The sequence below is a fragment of the Streptomyces katrae genome (assembly GCF_000717655.1).
Classification (GTDB): domain Bacteria; phylum Actinomycetota; class Actinomycetes; order Streptomycetales; family Streptomycetaceae; genus Streptomyces; species Streptomyces katrae_B.
On sequence record NZ_JNZY01000023.1, the window covers coordinates 104,307 to 121,000 of the forward strand.

Sequence of the window (16,694 nt, forward strand, 5' to 3'; positions counted from 1 at the left end):
CCAGCGGCCGCCTTCCTGGGAGCCGCCGAACCTTCAACGATGTGGAGGGAAGAGCGGGGGACAGTCGAAATCATTCAGGCTGATCAGCCTGCCGCAGGATTCCGGGGACCAGATACGTGGCCATACGCGCTGCCGTGGCGGTGGTGCTGACCGCCGCCGAGCGCCACCGGCTGAAGAAGATGACTTACGGGCACAAGTCTCCGCACCAAGCCCGGCAGCGCGCCGCAGTCGTCCTCGTTGCGGCACGTGGCCGGGGTAATGCCAGGATCGCAGCCGAGATCCACTGCACGTGGACCCGGTCCGGACCTGGCGCGGCCGGTTTGCCCACGGCGGGCTGCCGGCGCTGTCCGACCGCCGACGCTCCGGGCGCCCCGCCCGTTTCACCCCCGTGCAGGTCGCCGAGGCCACGGCACTGGCCTGCCAGCTGCCCGCCGAGACCGGCGTGCCGCTGTCGCGCTGGTCCTGCCAGGAGCTGACCGCCGAGCTGACCGCGCACGGGATCACCGAAACCGTCTCCGCGTCCACGGTGCGCCGCTGTCTGCGCGAGGACGCGCTCAAGCCCTGGCAGTACCGGTCCTGGATCTTCATCCGCGACCCGGACTTCCCGCCCAAGGCCCAACGTGTCCTGGACCTTTACGCCCGCACGTTCGAGGGTGTCCCGCTGTGCGAGGACGAGTACGTCATCTCCAGCGACGAGAGGACCTCCGTCCAGGCCCGCTGCCGCTGCCAGCCGACCCTGGACCCGGCCCGGGCCCGGGCGATGCGCGTCAACCAGGAGTACGGCCGCGGCGGTGCGCTGGCGCCTAGCTGGCCGCATACGACGTCCACCGCGCGAGGGTCTTCGGCCGCTGTAAGCCGAAGACCGGCATCGTCCCCTTCATGGCCCTGGTCACCCAGGTCATGACCGCCGAGCCCTACGCGAGTGCCAGACGCGTCTTCTGGATCGTCGACAACCGTTCCTCCCACCGGGGAAGAAGGCCATCGGCCGTCTGAACAAGGCGTTTCCGAACGCGGTCATGGTCCACACCCCCGTACACGCTTCCTGGACCAATCAAATCGAGATCCTCTTCTCGATCGTCCAGCGCAAGGTCGTCCAACCCAACGACCTTCCCGGACCTGACCCAGGTCCGGGACCGGCTCCGAGCGTTCGAAGACCGCCACAACGCCACGGCACAGCCGTTCCAGTGGAGGTTCACCACCTCCACCCTGGACGATCTGCTGGCCAGGCTCGACCGACACACCTGCCGACCGACAAGAAGAATCCTCCGTCGCGCTGGGAGCGTGATCAACCCCCCAAGGACTTACGAAGCCGACCACTAAGGACGCGCTTCGCGCGCGGCGAGACCGATCAGCCCTTGCTCCTGGTAGCGGCGTCGGCGGTGGGCGACTGTACTGAGTGTCGCCGGGTGCTGGCGCCCGTCAGCTCGGCGGCAGTCCCGCTTGAGCCACGACTCCTAGCTGACGTGATCGGCCATCATCACCGCGTAGTGTCAGGCCGCGAAGCTCCCCGCCTTTCGCCCAGCCATGCCCAACGGCAGCCGAAGACGTTCTCCAGAACTCAGAGAGCCCAGGGCCTTGTAGAGGCCTACCGGCAGCTGACCAGCGCGAATGACAGGTATGCGGCCCATACCGGACGAGCCACGTCGCCACCTCCTCAGTTGCCCCTCGTCCTTCCAGCTGGCGGCTTCCGGCCGGTTGTGACTGAGCGCGCCAGTTGGCCCGTGTGGCCGACAAGCGCGCTCAGACACGGTCGCCACGCCTGTACAGTGCCGGCCGCCGAAGGGGCCGAGCGTTGCCGTAGGTGGTTGTGCGGGTGGCCGACCGGCCAGCCCGAGTCGTCAGGCGGGGAGGAAGAACCCGGTCACGTCGGCGAGGAGGCCGTCCCGGTGCACGGCGCTGCTGACGCCCGTCATGAAGGTCTCGCCGTCCGGGCCGACTTGGGTCCAGCGGGCCAGTGACCTGTCGTGGTGGTCAAGGACCTCGTCGATGCGGAAGCGGTGTCCGGGAAACGCCCCGGCGAAGCCGTTCATGTACGCGTCCAGTTCGGCCAGGCCACCGACCTCGGTTCCCGGGTCCCGGTAGGTGACCTCGTCGACCGCGACCGCGCCGAGCGCGGTCAGCCGTATCGAGGGGTCGGCCGACCAGCACGCGGCGTAGTCGTTCCAGAGCTGCTGTTGGTCACTCATCGCTGTTCCTCTTCGTGGGCTTGCTTGGCTTGCCTGGCACCGATCGATGCCATGGCTCCATCAGTGATGGTGTGCAGTTTGGCGGCGCCCGTACCGGACCGGACGAGCACCAGGAGGCCCTGGTAGAGCGCCAAGAGCTGGGCGGCTGACTCCTCGACGTCGAGTTCCGCGGGCAGTAGCCGCTGGGCTCGGGCGCGCCTCAGCGCGTCGGCGAAGCCGGACTCGATCGTCTCCAGCCCCCGGCGCACGCCCGGCGTCGCCTGCGGGACGGTGAACGACTCCACCGCGGTGTTGGTGAGCAGGCACCCCGGATCGGGTTCAGGGCCGACGCCGGTGTCGAACGCCGAGGTGAAGAACGAGCGGATGCCGGCCACGGGATCTTCCGTGTCCTGCAGGTGAACGCGAACCCTGCCTTCCACCACTCGCTCGTTGTAGGCGTCCAGCGCGGCACTGAACAGGCCTTCCTTGCTGTGGAACGCCCGGTACAGGCTGCCCGGGTGCATTCCGGTCGCCTCTTCGAGGTCGCGCAGCGAGGCGCCGAGGTACCCACGACGACGGAACAGACGCATGGCGGAGGCCAGCACCTCGTCCTGGTCCCAGACCTGTTTGCGACCCATCAACGCCCTCCTTTAGTTGAACGATCGCTCACAAACTAGCATGCCAATGCCCCGTGCGGGCCGCCCGACTGCTGCCGCGGGCTGAGCAGGGCGGGCCAACTGAGCCGCTCACCGGCCAAGTGAAGTGCTCAGCCCCGCCAACACGTAAGGTGCGCCGTAGTCGGCCGCTGAGCACTTCGGCCGCCAATCGCCTGCGCCGCCTTCAGGGGACGGCCGTTACGTCTCGAGCCGCTGCTGAAGCGGCGGGGGCTCACGCCGCCACGGGCACCGGTTCCCGGCGCCACGGCCTGAGCAGGACGACGGTCAGCGCGGCGACCGCGCTCAGGCACAGGAACACCGGCCGGATACCGGCCATCGATGCCATCAGCCCTCCGAGTGTCGCACCGAGGGGCGCCGACCCGATCCCGACGAACTGGAACGCGGAATTGACGCGGCCGAGGAGCTCGTTCGACACGGATCTCTGCCGCATGGAGATGACCTTCACCCCGAAGAGCGTGCCCACCGCGCTGCCTGCGGTCATCAGCAGCGCGATGATCCACACGTTGTCCGAGAGGCCGGGCGCCGCGATGGTGGTGAGCAGTCCCCCGACACCAACCGCCACCGCGTGGGGCTCCCCGAGCAACCGGGAAACCCGGGCAGCGACCGCACTGCCGATCACCGACCCGATACCCAGGGCGGACAGCAGCAATCCGTACTCACCCGTGGTGAGCTGGAGCGGACCGGGACTCACCGCGTACGTGACCAGCAGTGCGGCATTGGCACCCGACGCGAAGTTCATGACACCCACCGACAGCGCGGCGCGACGCAGCCAGGAATCGCTGGTGACGGCCGACACCCCGATGCGCAATTCCCGCCAGATCTGCCGCGGAGACCAGGGCTCCGCGGAGTCCTGGTCGCTGTCGGGAGTGGTCGGGACCGACAGTCCGGCGATCAGGCAGCAGGCGCAGATGAGCCCGATCACGGCGGCCTGCGTCCACCCGAACAGAAGTCCGGCCACCGCTGGCCCCACCAGCGTATTCGCGACCACCTGGGATACGGATATCCGACCGTAAGCGCTTTCCAGCTGCTCGTCCTTGACCACCTGGGAGACCGCGCTCTGCGAACTCAAGTCGGCCGCCACCTCGGCGACCCCGTACACCAGGGCCAGCGCGATCAGCAGTGCGACGCTCGCCAGGGCGGCGACCGTCATGGCCAGGAGGGCGAAGGTCGCGAGCACGCGTATCGCGTTCGCCGCGCGGATGATGGTGGACCGGTTCAGCCGGTCGACGAAGACACCGATGAGCAGGCTTGCGAACAACCACGGCAGGTAGCTCGACGCGACAACGAGAGACACCTCGAAGCCGGAGGCACCCCAGGCCAGGGCCAGGAGCGGCAGCAGGACTCGTAGCAGCCCGTCCCCGAAGTTCGAGGACGCGGTGGATACCCAGAGGCGGTAAAACTTGATCACGCTCGACTCTCTCAAAGGTGTCGCCAGCCGCCGGCAGGAGGGAGCGCGAGGGCCAGGATTCCGGCATCGGCGGGCTGTCGAGATCGTTGAACGGAGTCTTCGTCTCCGTGTAGGAGTCAAATCCTCCGTCCTGCCGCCAAGCAACACCCGGAATCCTGGCGAGAGCTTCCTTGTCTCCCAGCGCCTTCAAAAGCATGCGGTCCGTACCGAGGAGGGTGATGCGTCGGCTCATGGATGAATCCGCCAAGATCACCGTCCACAATCCCGGTGGCTCAGTGTCGCCATACAGCACGAACGCATCGAAGTGGGCGGCGAACAGTTCAGCGAACTGCCGGCGACCAACTCGGGGGCAACCGGCTCTCGATGCCGGCGTCAAAGCCCATCATGTAGCGACCGAAGACCTCCCGGGTACGTGGCGGCCTAGGATGAGGAGTGGGGGGCCTGTGAGGGTGCCGGTGGTGGCGCCGATGATCGCTCCGGTGGTGTCCCGTCTGATCTTGGTCCAGCCGCAACATCCGGCGGGGTACCGGGTCGAGATGCCTTTGACCACGAGGCCGGCCATCGGGCGGCCAGGACCGGACGCCGCGGACGCGGGCGGCGGCCCGGCCTGCCAGCGCCTGAGTGGGGAAGACGGCCCGGTGGTACTGCCCCCAGATCACTGGGCACCGGGCCTTGCCCGCGCACGCCACATCGGCACGGGCTACCCGCACCCTAACCGGGGCCCGCCCGCGTCCGGACGCACAATTGCAGCCAGGACCGGCCGGAAGATGGGTCCTCCGGGGCACCGACGGGTGCCGGTCCCGCTTCATGGAGATCCGCCGACTGGCTCGCAGGACGTCGAACGCGACCAAGTAGGCCGGCCACGGCCACCGGACGGCCGGCTTCGGGGGGCGCTGCGGGCGCCGGCCCGGCGCTGCAACGCCTCGAACGACAACCGGCCCGCCTCCACATCCCAGACGACCAGCTATACCCCCGCCGCAGCTCACCGCCACCCGCCAACTATCGCTGCTTGACATCCGTAAGAGCATCCGGGCGACATCTCAACTCACTGTTCCACGGCGCGAGGCCGGAACCCGGAGAGGGTGCCGGCCTCGGCCGTTTCCGCGGTGCCGGTGGGTGGTCAGCCGCGGCGGACCCGTACGAGCCGGAAGGCGGCGTAGAGGGCGGCGGCGGCCAGGGCCAGGACGATGGAGGTCTCGATGAGCTGGGTCGGCCAGTAGTGCGAGGCCGGGTGGAAATCCGTGTACCGGGCGATGATGTTCATGTCCGCCGGGCAGTCGCCGCCGCTCTGGGCCCGCCCGAAACAGGCGTCATAGGGCAGGCGCTCGCCCGAGGCGGTGAGGTATCCCGTGTCCATCAGCAAGGCGGAGTTCGGCATCAGGTGCACGGGACTTCCGGGGTAGGGCGCGGTGCCGGTCTCCGTGGGAAGGAACGACCACCGCAGGGCGCCCAACGCCAGCAGGGTCAGGCCGGTGAGGAGACCGGTGACCGCCATGGCGGCGAGGGTACGCCGTACCAGCTGGCCGACGAGGACTCCGAGGGCCACGCCGAGCAGGCAGTATCCGACGAGGACGGGGCCGGTGGCCTCGTACGCTCCGCGGTCGGCCCAGTGGAACTGGTAGGTCATGGACACCCGGGCCCAGCCGAGGCGGTAGACGGCGGCCAGCGCAGCCGAGCCGAGCGCCACCGCCGTCGCTGCCACGAGGACCTTCGCGCCGAGCCAGGCCCTCGGGGTGAACGACTGGGTGAGGGCGAGCCGCCAGGTGCCGCTCTCCAGCTCCCGGGCGGTCATCGGGCCGGCCACGAAGGCCCCGACCAGCAGCGGCAGGAACACCAGGGCCTTGCCTGCGAACTCCATGAACAGGCGCAGGGCGCTGTAGGCGTGGTTCGAGTACAGAGCGCCGTCGTGGGGGTCGGAGGCCCACGCGCGCAGGGCGAGCACCGCGGCGAGGCCGGCCACCACGAGGGCGGGCAGGGTCCACAGTGCGAGCCGGTGCTGGCGGACGGTGACCCAGTACGGGCCCTTCAGGGTGAGCGCGCTCATGCCCGCACCTCCGCGGTGGCCGGGTAGCCCTCGGCGTCGAACGGCGGGGCGTCGGGGGAACGCAGGTGGGCGAGCAAGAGCTCCTCCAGGGAGGGGTGCGTCGTCTGCCAGGTCCCGCTGTCGACGGGGCCCCGCAGCCGGACGAGTGCGGTGAGCTGGCGGCCCGTCGTACGGGACTCGACGACGGTGTGCGCGGCAAGTTCGGCGGACGCGGTGACGGGGCCGGTGAGCAGCCGGTGGGCCGCACTGACCTCGTCGATGGGGCCGGAGAGGCGGATCCGGCCGCCGTCGGCGAGGAGGAGGTGGTCGCAGGCGCCCTCCAGCTCGGTGAGGATGTGCGAGGACATCACCACCGAGGTGCCGTTGTCGGCGGCGTCGGCCATCAGCGTGCCCATGAGCTGGTGCCGGGCGAGCGGGTCGAGATCGGCCATCGGCTCGTCGAGAAGGAGCACGTCGGGGCGCTTGCCGAGGGCCAGGGCCAGGGCGACACGGGTGCGCTGGCCGCCGGAGAGCGTACGGACCTTCGCGTGCGGGTCGAGTACCCCTGCGTCGACGATCCGCTGCGCCGCCTCGGCGTCCCAGCGGCCGGGGTTGAGCTCCTGGCCCATGCGCAGGGTCTCGCCGATGGTGAGCTGCGGGTAGAGGGCCTTGTCCTGGCCCACGTAGGCCAGCGTCTCGCGCGACGCCGCCGTGCGCAGGGTGCCCTCCGTGGGGAGCACGAGCCCGGCCGCGAGCATCAACAGGGTCGATTTTCCGGCACCGTTGGGGCCGACGAGGGCGCACACCCGGCCTTCGGGCAGCCGGAAGGAGCAGTCGCGCAGCGCCCAGCCTCCCCGGCGTCCGTAGCGCAGGCCGAGGCCTTCCGCCTCTATCACGGTTTGCGTCATGCGTCGCCGTCCCCCTTGAAGTGTCGTTCCAGTACGGATGTGAAGAGCGCGGCCACGTCGTCCCGTTCCAGCCCGGCGTCCCGGGCCCGCCGTGCCCAGTCGGCGAGTTCCTCGCGCAGCGGGGAGTCGGCCGGGGCACTGCCCAGCGACCTCCGGATGAAGGTGCCCAGGCCCCGCTTCGCCTCGACGAGCCCTTCGCGTTCCAGCTCGCGATAGGCCTTGAGGACGGTGTTCGGGTTGATGGCGGTGGCCTCCACGACCTCGCGTGCGGTCGGCAGTTTGTCGCCGGGCTCCAACAGGCCCAAGCGCAGGGCCTGTTTGGTCTGCTGGACGATCTGCAGGTACGTGGCGATGCCGCTACGCCGGTCGATGCGGTATTCCAGCACGCCAACACCACCCTTTCACTAGGTAAGTAGTGAAAGGGTGGTGCACGGGTGGGTCGTCTGTCAACTCGTCCCGCTCGGCCCAGCCGCGTCCACCGGTCGGTGGAAGCGGGATTCCCACCCCTGCCACATTGACGTAAACGTTCGATATCAATGGGCCGTTGGGTGAGATCCGCTCACTGACCGTCCTTTGGGGGAAGCACTACTGCACCACTCACACGTCGCCGCTTTGCCCTGTTGGCTGCCCTGGCAGCGACCATCGTTCTTCCGGGGGGCGCATCGGCTGCGGCAGCCGACGGGAGCAACCAGCTGACCGCCCGAACCTTCAATGCTCGCCCCGGGAGCTGCGGCTCCTTCGCTGGCCGACCTCGGCGACATCACCACAGCCCGCGCCACCGAGGCCATGATCCTGGTCGTGCCCCACATCCTGCGCCGGCACGGCTTCAAGCCCTTCGCCGTCTCCGGGGACGGCACCGACTCCGCAGCCGGCGCCAACCGGGTCGAGGCGGACCAGGACGGCCCTTGCTTCGCGTACTCGGGCGTACGACTCCTCACGACACACTCCAGCGCCCGAGGAACCCCTCGACCACCGTCGCCAGGGCCTGCGGACTCTCGTCCGGGGCGAAGTGGCCGGCGTCGTCGAAGACCTCGAGTTCGGCGTTCGGATACCACTGGAGCCAGGTGGACCGCATGATGTCGGGGCCCATCGCCGGGTCGTTCGCACCGGCCACGACGAGTACCGGGGTCGTGTTTCCCTCAACCAGCTCGTGGATGTCGGGGCCGCGCGTCCAGGACTCGAGGTACGAGCGCAGGGCCGCCTCCGAGGAACGTTCCGAGCCGCTCACTCTGGCGTCCAGCCACGCATCGTCGTGCCGGCTGCCGGTGGTGACGTCGAAGATCGTCCTGCGGTTGCCGGACTCCTCCACGGCCCCGGCGAACAGCTCCCACATGTCCCCTTCGAGCGGGAACCCGGACGCGGGCACCGGCGAGATGCCGACGATCGAGCGGATCCGCGAGGGGGCGTCCAGCAACATCCGCTGGGCCGCCTTCCCGCCCATGGAGTGGCCGATGACCGAGAAGGTGTCCCAGCCGAGGTCGTCGGCCACGGCGAGGGCGTCCGCCGCGATCTCCTCCATCGTGTATGCGCCGGGGATGTCCATCGCCTCGCCATACCCGCGGCAGTCCACGAACGCGTAACTGAACGCGGCCCCGTCCAGGTGCAGCCGCAGATCGCCGAAACTCGACCTGTCACCGAGCCAGTGGTGAAGGGCCAGGACCCGTTCGGGACCGCTCCCCTGCACCTCGTAGGGAATGACGCGTCCCGCCACTACTTGATCTGTCACAACGTTGGGCTCTTCCCTTCGGGCCGGGCCCGGAATCCCGTCGACTTGAGGCTTCGCCCCAACGGCGTAGGACGAGAGTGCGCGTCGCCGACGGGACGGCGGGCAGCAGCCGCGGCCGTTCCGGGAGGCCCAGCGCGGTCGGCGTCGGGGCGGTCGGCGCCGGGGCCGTACACGCGGCCCGTGAGTCGCAACGGTGTGGTGAGGAAGTGCCCGCGGGCTGCCTCGGCACCGTACCCGGCCGCCGTCCTGGCGTTTCAGGGCCTTGACCCCCGCAGTCCACGCCGAGGCGCCGCAGTCCGGCCTCCGCGCGCTGCACGGCCACGGCTGGCCGGCTTTTCTCTCGTACCGCAGGGCCATTTCGCGCGGCCGTAGCCCGGACGCGTGGCCCATGCGAAGTACCTTCTCGGCGTAAGCGCCGCATATCGCCGGATCAGCCTCAGGCGTCCGCGCATCCTCGCCGAGGCCCGGCCGCAGGAGGGCACCGGCGGACGGGAAGCGGGGATCGCGAGCATGGCCGATGCCCCGGACGGCACCTACGGGGCGTGGCTGGCCGAGCTCGGCCTGTCGGAGGCGATCGAGGGGGCATCCTCGCCGGGTTCGAGATTGACGTGCTGGAGATCCGCGACCCTTCCCCCGTTCTCGGGGAGTCCGAGGAAGCGCGGCGGGGCCGGTGCCTGGCGCTGCTGCACGGGGTGGCCGAGGCGGGCGCGGGTGCTTCGGTGGCGGCCGTGGGGTGACGGCGGCGACGGCCTGGTCGACGCCCGCTCCGGCGGCGCTTGCGGTGCCGCGATCGGTGGCCCCGGCGCGGCCGTAACCGGGGAGCTGCTGAATCGCTTATCCCTATTCGTCATGTCAGGTGCACAACCGCACCCCGGTGACCTGGCATACCCCTGGCCTGCCCGCGCCCCGCAGCCGATCTCATCCACGCCGAAGACAACTGACGACACTGCTCCGGCGAGCCGCGCGCCGTGAAGACCCGTTACCCACCCCATGGCAAGGCCCCGGGACGGGGGGCGTCCTGTGCATCGAGGACGAACCGGGCGACGTCGATACCGCGGGCGTCGAGCTCGCCCATCGCGGCCGCGATGTCCGGCCAGGCCGAGGAGGAGAGGATCGCGTCGCGCACCAGGCCCTCGGGCATCGTGGACTTCAGGAGGTCGGTCCACCGGTCGGTGCCCTCCGCCTTCGTCCGCGCGATGTTCGCGACGTCCGTCGGCGTCTTGGCCCACGCCGTCACCGTGCCGCGCACCGGATGGGCATCCTGCGCATCCCGCGACGGAGAGGCTGGGCGCCGGCGCCCGAACGCAATGAGGACTGGGCCACCCACCGACCCTCGCCCAACAAGTCATCCCGCCGCGGGCCTGTGGCTGAGCGCCATAGTTGGCCTGTCCGGCCAAGTAGGTGCTCAGATCCGCCGGTGAAGTCGGGTCTGCCGCACGATCGGGTGACATCTGAAGTGGCTTGCCCTGTGGGGCAGGTGGGAAGGATGTCGCTGTGCCCAAGCCTTATCCGGAAGAGTTCCGCCAGGACGTCGTGCGAGTCGCGAGGAACCGTGGTCCGGGTGTGACGGTCGAGCAGGTGGCCACCGACTTCGGTGTCCACCCGATGACGTTGTGGAAATGGATGCGCCGGGCGGACATCGATGACGGCTCCAAGACCGGAGCCTCCAGCCAGGAGAGCGTGGAACTGCGGGAAGCACGTCGGAGGATCAAGCTGCTGGAGCAGGAGAACGAGGTCCTGCGCCGGGCCGCGGCCTATCTGTCGCAGGCGCATCTGCCGGGAAAAGGATCTACCCGCTCGTGAAGGAGCTGGCCGGGGACGGGGTGCCCGTCACGGTGACGTGCCGGGTGCTGAAGCTCGCCAGACAGCCGTACTACCGCTGGCTCGACAGGCCGGTGGCCGACGCCGTGCTGGAAGAGGCGTATCGCGCGAACGCGCTGTTCGACGCCCACCGCGAGGACCCGGAATTCGGCTACCGCTTCCTGGCCGACGAAGCACGTGATGCCGGGGCCGCGATGGCGGACCGGACCGCGTGGCGGATCTGCCGGGACAACCGCTGGTGGAGCGTGTTCGGCAAGAAGCGCGGCCGGGGCAAGAAGGCGGGCCCAACGGTGCACGACGATCTCGTCCGTCGTGACTTCACCGCGACCGGCCCGAACCGGCTGTGGCTCGCCGACATCACCGAGCATGCCACCGGCGACGGCAAGCTGTATCTCTGCGCGATCAAGGACGTCTTCAGCAAGCGGATCGTTGGCTACTCCATCGACGCCCGGATGAAGTCCCGCCTGGCCGTGACGGCCCTGGACAACGCCGTGGCCCGGCGTGAACACGTCGACGGGTGCATCCTGCACAGCGATCGCGGCTCGCAATTTCGGTCCCGGAAATTCATCCGGGCGCTCGACCGGCACCGCATGGCCGGATCTATAGGGAGGGTCGGAGCTGCCGGCGACAACGCGGCCATGGAGTCCTTCTTCAGCCTGCTGCAGAAGAACGTCCTCGACCGCCGGAGCTGGACCACCCGCGAGGAACTACGGATCGCGATCGTGACCTGGATCGAGCGGACCTATCACCGGCGTCGCAGACAAGCCGCACTCGGCCGGCTGACCCCCGTCGAATTCGAGACCGTCATGACCACACCGGCCCTCCAAGCCGCGTGACCCAACCTGTCACCCGAACCTGCACCAGACCCATCGCCTCGTCATGCACGGCCGAGTCGTGGGCGAGCACGACCGAGTCGTCGAGATCGTCGAAGTCCTTGGCCCGGATGGAACCCCGCCCTACAAGGTGAGGGCCGCAAACGGCCACGAAAGCATCATGTCGCCCGGGCCAGACAGCCAGGTTCAGCACCTCAAGAGCGACCAGGCCTGACATACCCCCTTCACCACCCAAGGGCCCGCCAACCGACAGCCTCCTGCGGACAGGTCGGCGCCGCCGAACGAAGCGCCCCGGCGTATTACGCCGGGGCGCTTCGTTCGGTCGGTGAGGGTGACAGAACCACACGAAGGGCTCGCCCAGTCCCGCAGACAACGTAGGGAAGTTGAGTGGAGAGCCTGGTCGCAAAACGACTGCCTCCCGGCCCGAGGGCAGGGGGCAGCACTGAAAACGATGGGGTTGATCAGTTGTCCTGCACGTCCCTCAGGATCTCGGCCTTCGTCGCGTCGAGTTCCACGCACCACTCGACGCCGTGGGGGTCCACGAGCTCGACCGTGTAGAGGTAGATGAGCCCTTTCAGCGTTGCCTCTCCAGAGTGAGGACGGCTTTGTGATGACGCTCATACGGTGGGGGCTGATGCGGGCTCTACGGACGATCTGGCAGGACTTCAGCCTCCATGCCGCGTTCGACGGGGGCGCGGGCGTGTGCAAGTGCGTGGACGTCGCGCTCTCCGGCGGCAGGTCGTGCGGGAGGTAGGCCCACTGACGGCCGGTCCGACCCTCGTAGAGGAACGCGTTCACGACCTCTCCGGGCCCCTGGAGATGCGCAGCCCTGTGCCCAGCGGTGGCGACGAAGTCCAGTTAGGGACGTCATCGCTGACGGCCTCTATGATCACGACCGGGGGTGTTGATGTTGAAGGCGACATGGGGGCGATCCGTCGGGGCCGCGGTTCTCGCGATGACGGTGATTTCGACGGGCGGGTGCAGCGCCGGGGGGTCGGTCGGCAAGGGGGCCCCGCTGACGCCCGGCGCGACGGCCACACCGCAGGTCACGAAAGCAGCCGCGGCCACCGGGCCAGGGGCGCCCGAGAAGTCGGCGCGGATCACCCCGGAGGACAGCAAGCTGCTCGAACGCTTCCGTAAGAACAGGGTGCCTGCGGGCTACGAACAGCCGTCTGAGGACACCCTCGCGGTGATCCTCCGCGGAGCCGACGGCGCCGGCCACCTGGGCTGGATGGCGGACGAGCAGACGTACTGCTTCGCCTCGACCCGCGCGAGCGGATCGCTCTCCACACGGTGTGAGCGGCTCCCCGCCCGGCACGCCCCGCACATCGCGGCCGGCCCGCACCTCGACGGCCACCTAATAGGCGAGGAGTACCACTACTACACCGCGCTCGTCCTCGACGGGCGGGGCCGTTTCTCCTTCACGGGCCCCAGCAAGAGTTTCGGACCGGTGCACCAGGCCACGGTGGTATTCCCTTCGGGCAGGACGGCCGCCCTCCTCGTCTACGAGGTCCTCGACCGGCACCTCGACGCCGCCGAGATCTGCGACGACGGCCGCGCCCACTGCTTCACGGCAACCGCCACGATGGAAGACCCGGACAGTCCCTGACAGCTATCCCGTCATCGCTGGTCACGAGTGAGATGATCTCGCGGTGGCTGGTGTGATCACGGCGTCGGAGCCGTCTTGGATAGCCCCATTCAGCGGGCTGAGCCCACGGCAGTTGCGCAAGCTGGTCACCGCGATGCGGCGTGAGGGTGCGGACCCGGTTCGCAAGGGCAGGCCGTGGGGCCTTTCACTGGAGGACCGGATCCTGCTGGTAACGGCCTACTGGCGCACGAACCTGACGTTGCGCCAACTCGGCCCGTTGTTCGGCGTCTCGAAGTCCGGGGCGGACCGCGTTATCGACCACCCTGGCCCACGGCTCGCGCTCCAGCCTCGTAAGCGATTCCGCAAGGACACCGTGCTGATCGTGGACGGAACCCTGGTCCCTACCCGCGACCACACGGTGGCCGAGCAGTCAAAGAACTATCGGTACTCCACCAACCACCAGGTCATCATCGATGCCGACTTCCGCCTGGTCCGAGACACCAATGAACGAACCCGAGCACCACTCAACGTATGGGACCTACCCCTGACCAAGACACGAGGAAAGGTGGACACGGCCTTCGCCGCGTTAGGCTGGCGGGGAGGCGAAGTAGGTGTCGGGGCTGGGCACGTAGCCGGTGTGGCAGGCGTCGCAGCAGCCCTTGGTGCACAGAGGCAGGCAGAAGTAGGAGATCGTTTTCACCTCATCTGATCGGGTATCGGCCGATTCTTGAGGTCTGAAATTGCGGTGCGGGTGGGGTTGTGGACGCGGTCGACGCCTGGGGGCTCGCGGGGTTGCGGATGGGGCGGCGGGCGACGTACTCCTGTCTCATCCCAGGATGCCCGGCCTTCGCGGTCGTGTGCTTCCACCGTCATTGCGTGCGCCTGGGCGCACGCGGTCCTCGGCGGTACGCCGCAAGCATGCCGAGGCGACGCCGATATCCGAGTGATCTGTCCGATGCCCGCTGGGAGTTGATCGATCCGGTCCTTGCCGCCTGGCGCTTCGACCGCCGCGGCAGGGCCCTGGTCGGCCGGCCACCCGAGCACGACCTGCGCGACATCATGGACGCGATCTTGTACGTGGACCACACCGGACTCCAGTGGCGCTACCTCCCGCACGACTTCCCACACTGGAACACGGTCTACGGCTACTTCGCCACATGGGCAGACGAGGGCGTGTTCGCCCAGATGGGCGGCCTGCTCAGGCAACTCTTGCGGGAGAAGGAAGGCCGGGACGCCGAGCCATCGGCCTGTGTGATTGACGCCCAGAGTGTCAAGACCTCCACCAGCGCCCACGCCTCCAGCCAGGGCATCGACGCCGGGAAGAAAAACGTCGCCAGAAGGCGGAGCATCGTCACCGACACGCTCGGGCTCCTCATCGCGGTGCTGGTCACCGCGGCGAGCGTGCAGGACTCCGCCGGCACCACCCTGCTCGACCAGGTCGCCGCCGCCCACCCGCGTGTCCGCAAAGTGTGGGTCGACGGCGGCCACCGCCAGCACCTCGTCGAGCCTCCGCGTCACCTTCGTTATTCGCTTGGGGCAGCGATGTCTCAGCTTTCTGATCATCCCTGTCGCCTACTTGCGGCAACGGTTGGTCGAGTCTCAGGAAGTCCGGTACGGGGAGGCCGACCATCGCGCGTGTCATGGGGCACAGGGTCCACAAGGTCGTCAGTGCGCGGGCTGCGAAGAGGATCTCCAGGCATCGGCGGCACTCGGCGTAGGGCAGGGCCAGCAGCTCGATGCCGTCGATCTGCAGGGCGTCGAAGGCGATGAAGAACGCGGGGGTCTTCGCGGCGAATGCGGTGGCGGTGCGGCCGCGGGCGGCGGCCCGGCGCTGGAGGGCTTGGCAGGACAGCCGGCCGGCTGCGGTGTCCCAGACGACGAGCTCGCCATCGAGGACCAGCCCCTCGGGCAGTTGCTCGGCGGCCGCGACCAAGTCGGGGAACCGGTCCTGGACCAAGACGCCGCGCCGGGTCTGCAGGAGCAGCCGGCCGCCGGGACGAGGAACTGTCAAAACCTGTGGATGGGGGCAGGCCGGACGCTGGCGGGCTGCCGTAGTCTGCGGGCTATGTCGAGAGCTCGCGTGGTTCGGGGCCGCGGGGCTGTTCTCATCCCAGCGCGAGCCAGTTGATACCCAGGCGGGCGATCTGGGAGTTCTCCTCCGGCCCCAGCGGCTCACGCCCGGTGACCTTGCGAAGAAACCGGGCAGGGCTCCATCCCAGCCCGGTCACCCCACTCGTATCCGTTCCGGCGAGGAATTCCAGCAGCAGGTCTCCGGCCGACGGCGTCAGCCATGCCTCACGCCCGAGCGCATCGGCCAAGTCGATCCCGTGCACGGCGACTTCGAAGACGCGCGTCAGCATGAAGTCGGCCAGCAGCATCGCATCACCGTGCCGCGTCCGCACCACCCGGCGCTCTGGCTCCTTCCGGCACAGCTCCTGTGCCTTCCACCAGGTTTGGGCGAAGTCGGCGACGAGGTCGCCCCCTGAGTGGTGACGGGCGGCGCGGTCCCGTCCCAGATCGATTCGGGCCGCGTTGGTCGCGGCGCTGAAGCGGCGGTCCGGCCTGTAGTACTCGGCCGCGGAGACCTCGGGAACCTCGGGGACCTGGCCGTCGATCATGTCGGGCACCCAGTCCAGGACGACGCAGATGTGGCCCAGCAGTTCACGGGCAGACCACGGTGCACACCGTGTCGGGCGGTCCCACACGGCTTCGGACGACCCCGCAAGTTCCCGGCCGAGCGTCTCGGCTTCTGTCTCGAACGCGTCCAACACCCGGGTGAGGTCCATGATCGTCAGGCTACCAGCGGGCCCCGGGCCGGTCTGTGGTCAGGCTGCAGCCACAGTTTCCGGACGTTCGACCAGGGCGCCGCTCTCGAAGCCGGCGCCGGTGCGGACGAGGGAGACCAGGTGGGCGCCAGTGATCGCCCGCCACCGGGTCTGGGCGGACTCGACCAGCTTGAACATCATCGCAAGAGCGGGACGGGTACGGGGTCGGCGGGTTGAGCGCTCACGGGCTCCTACAGGAAGGTTGTACCGCACGGTAGCGGTTCAGCCCCACGGCCGGTGGGGGTAGCTCTGGACGTATCGGCATGCCGCGGCCTCGCTCGTGCCTAAGCTGTCGCAACCTTTCCATCAAAACCGTCGGCCGCTCCGGTGAGAACCCGACTTCACCGCCGACCCACCCGCTCCTGGAACGCCGCTGTGGTGCGCGCCGTTACCTGTCCTGCGCGGTCAGGAGCAGGACCAGGGCCTTGGAACGGGTGATCCCGAGCGCGGTGGCCAGCGTTTCGGCGGACATGCCGTCGTCGCACAGCGCGCCAGCGCTGTCCCTGCTCACCGGGGCGGCGATCCGCTCCAGGACACCCGCGGCGCGCAGCGCAGCCAGCGGCGCGTCAGCGGCCGGGGCGGCCGTGCCGACGTACCGTGCGCTTTCGCAGAGTCGCCCTACTACTGGAATCCAAAGGCTGGGTCACTTGCTCGTCGAAGGCGCAACCCGCTATCTTGAACATGTTCATGTTGAACACGTTCAAGAGAAAAGAGTGGCCA

The 16,694-nt window shown here is 69.0% G+C and carries 16 protein-coding genes and 4 pseudogenes; 8 read left to right on the top strand and 12 right to left on the bottom strand.

The genetic code is table 11. The features are described from left to right. Positions 1-289: 289 nt before the first annotated feature. Positions 290-904 (top strand): helix-turn-helix domain-containing protein, encoded by a 615-nt coding sequence (locus IF09_RS47255; protein WP_063607427.1) that lies wholly within the window; start codon positions 290-292, stop codon positions 902-904. Between the two features lie 934 nt (positions 905-1,838). On the opposite strand, the gene IF09_RS0125610 is transcribed toward IF09_RS47255, so the two are convergent. From IF09_RS0125610 to IF09_RS0125640, 7 genes are all read right to left on the bottom strand, one after another. Then, positions 1,839-2,186 carry a nuclear transport factor 2 family protein gene (locus IF09_RS0125610; RefSeq protein ID WP_030299520.1) on the bottom strand — a complete coding sequence of 116 codons (348 nt, stop codon included), beginning with the start codon at positions 2,184-2,186 and terminating at the stop codon, positions 1,839-1,841. After that, the gene (locus IF09_RS0125615; RefSeq protein WP_030299521.1) at positions 2,183-2,803 is read right to left on the bottom strand and encodes a TetR/AcrR family transcriptional regulator; all 621 of its coding nucleotides are present in this window, start codon (positions 2,801-2,803) and stop codon (positions 2,183-2,185) included. The genes IF09_RS0125610 and IF09_RS0125615 overlap by 4 nt, the downstream gene beginning before the upstream one ends. Before the next feature lie 250 nt (positions 2,804-3,053). Continuing rightward, on the bottom strand, positions 3,054-4,250 hold the full coding sequence (locus IF09_RS0125620) for an MFS transporter (protein WP_030299523.1): 1,197 nt from the start codon (positions 4,248-4,250) through the stop codon (positions 3,054-3,056). A gap of 1,120 nt (positions 4,251-5,370) precedes the next feature. After that, a complete protein-coding gene (locus tag IF09_RS0125625; protein WP_030299526.1) occupies positions 5,371-6,294 on the bottom strand; it encodes an ABC transporter permease in 924 nt (307 codons plus the stop codon). After that, on the bottom strand, positions 6,291-7,181 hold the full coding sequence (locus IF09_RS0125630; protein WP_030299528.1) for an ABC transporter ATP-binding protein: 891 nt from the start codon (positions 7,179-7,181) through the stop codon (positions 6,291-6,293). Before IF09_RS0125630 ends, IF09_RS0125625 begins: the two co-directional genes overlap by 4 nt. Beyond that, positions 7,178-7,567: a GntR family transcriptional regulator gene (locus IF09_RS0125635; protein ID WP_030299529.1), complete on the bottom strand. Its 390-nt coding sequence runs from the start codon at positions 7,565-7,567 to the stop codon at positions 7,178-7,180. The genes IF09_RS0125630 and IF09_RS0125635 overlap by 4 nt, the downstream gene beginning before the upstream one ends. A 548-nt stretch (positions 7,568-8,115) precedes the next feature. After that, complete coding sequence (locus tag IF09_RS0125640) at positions 8,116-8,907, bottom strand: alpha/beta hydrolase (protein WP_324606863.1); 792 nt, start codon at positions 8,905-8,907, stop codon at positions 8,116-8,118. A gap of 441 nt (positions 8,908-9,348) precedes the next feature. On the opposite strand from IF09_RS0125640, the pseudogene IF09_RS47265 reads away from it, so the two are divergent. Further along, a pseudogene (locus IF09_RS47265) lies at positions 9,349-9,593 on the top strand (hypothetical protein); the annotation flags it as partial. A 293-nt stretch (positions 9,594-9,886) separates the two neighbouring features. Here the strand turns inward: IF09_RS47265 and IF09_RS0125650 are convergent. Beyond that, entirely contained in the window at positions 9,887-10,156 is a 270-nt protein-coding gene (locus IF09_RS0125650) for a hypothetical protein (RefSeq protein ID WP_030299533.1), read from the bottom strand. A gap of 245 nt (positions 10,157-10,401) precedes the next feature. Between IF09_RS0125650 and IF09_RS0125660 the strand changes: the two genes are divergently transcribed. The 6 genes and pseudogenes from IF09_RS0125660 to IF09_RS43415 all read left to right on the top strand — a co-directional run. Continuing rightward, a protein-coding gene (locus IF09_RS0125660) for an IS3 family transposase (protein ID WP_106975136.1) occupies positions 10,402-11,564 on the top strand; the annotation gives its coding sequence in 2 pieces (ribosomal slippage) (positions 10,402-10,686 and positions 10,689-11,564; 1,161 coding nt in all). A 43-nt stretch (positions 11,565-11,607) separates the two neighbouring features. Then, complete coding sequence (locus IF09_RS43400; RefSeq protein WP_078613451.1) at positions 11,608-11,775, top strand: DUF1918 domain-containing protein; 168 nt, start codon at positions 11,608-11,610, stop codon at positions 11,773-11,775. 396 nt (positions 11,776-12,171) lie between these two features. Beyond that, positions 12,172-12,315 carry a hypothetical protein gene (locus tag IF09_RS45825; protein ID WP_158710049.1) on the top strand — a complete coding sequence of 48 codons (144 nt, stop codon included), beginning with the start codon at positions 12,172-12,174 and terminating at the stop codon, positions 12,313-12,315. Between the two features lie 201 nt (positions 12,316-12,516). Then, on the top strand, positions 12,517-13,170 hold the full coding sequence (locus tag IF09_RS41975; RefSeq protein ID WP_158710050.1) for a hypothetical protein: 654 nt from the start codon (positions 12,517-12,519) through the stop codon (positions 13,168-13,170). A 43-nt stretch (positions 13,171-13,213) separates the two neighbouring features. After that, positions 13,214-13,642: pseudogene (locus IF09_RS43410) on the top strand (transposase family protein); the annotation flags it as partial. 425 nt (positions 13,643-14,067) lie between these two features. Beyond that, a pseudogene (locus IF09_RS43415) lies at positions 14,068-14,655 on the top strand (IS5 family transposase); the annotation flags it as partial. Here IF09_RS43415 and IF09_RS45830 read toward each other — a convergent pair. The 4 genes and pseudogenes from IF09_RS45830 to IF09_RS48035 all read right to left on the bottom strand — a co-directional run bounded on the left by IF09_RS45830 (position 14,537) and on the right by IF09_RS48035 (position 16,485). Further along, on the bottom strand, positions 14,537-15,325 hold the full coding sequence (locus tag IF09_RS45830; RefSeq protein ID WP_234321149.1) for a hypothetical protein: 789 nt from the start codon (positions 15,323-15,325) through the stop codon (positions 14,537-14,539). The pseudogene IF09_RS43415 and the gene IF09_RS45830 sit on opposite strands and share 119 nt — an antisense overlap. Beyond that, positions 15,255-15,935 (bottom strand): maleylpyruvate isomerase family mycothiol-dependent enzyme, encoded by a 681-nt coding sequence (locus IF09_RS0125700; RefSeq protein WP_030299544.1) that lies wholly within the window; start codon positions 15,933-15,935, stop codon positions 15,255-15,257. The genes IF09_RS45830 and IF09_RS0125700 overlap by 71 nt, the downstream gene beginning before the upstream one ends. A gap of 39 nt (positions 15,936-15,974) precedes the next feature. After that, positions 15,975-16,124, bottom strand: a pseudogene (locus IF09_RS44875) (IS256 family transposase); the annotation flags it as partial. Between the two features lie 238 nt (positions 16,125-16,362). Then, on the bottom strand, positions 16,363-16,485 hold the full coding sequence (locus tag IF09_RS48035) for a hypothetical protein (protein ID WP_267882174.1): 123 nt from the start codon (positions 16,483-16,485) through the stop codon (positions 16,363-16,365). Positions 16,486-16,694: the final 209 nt, after the last annotated feature.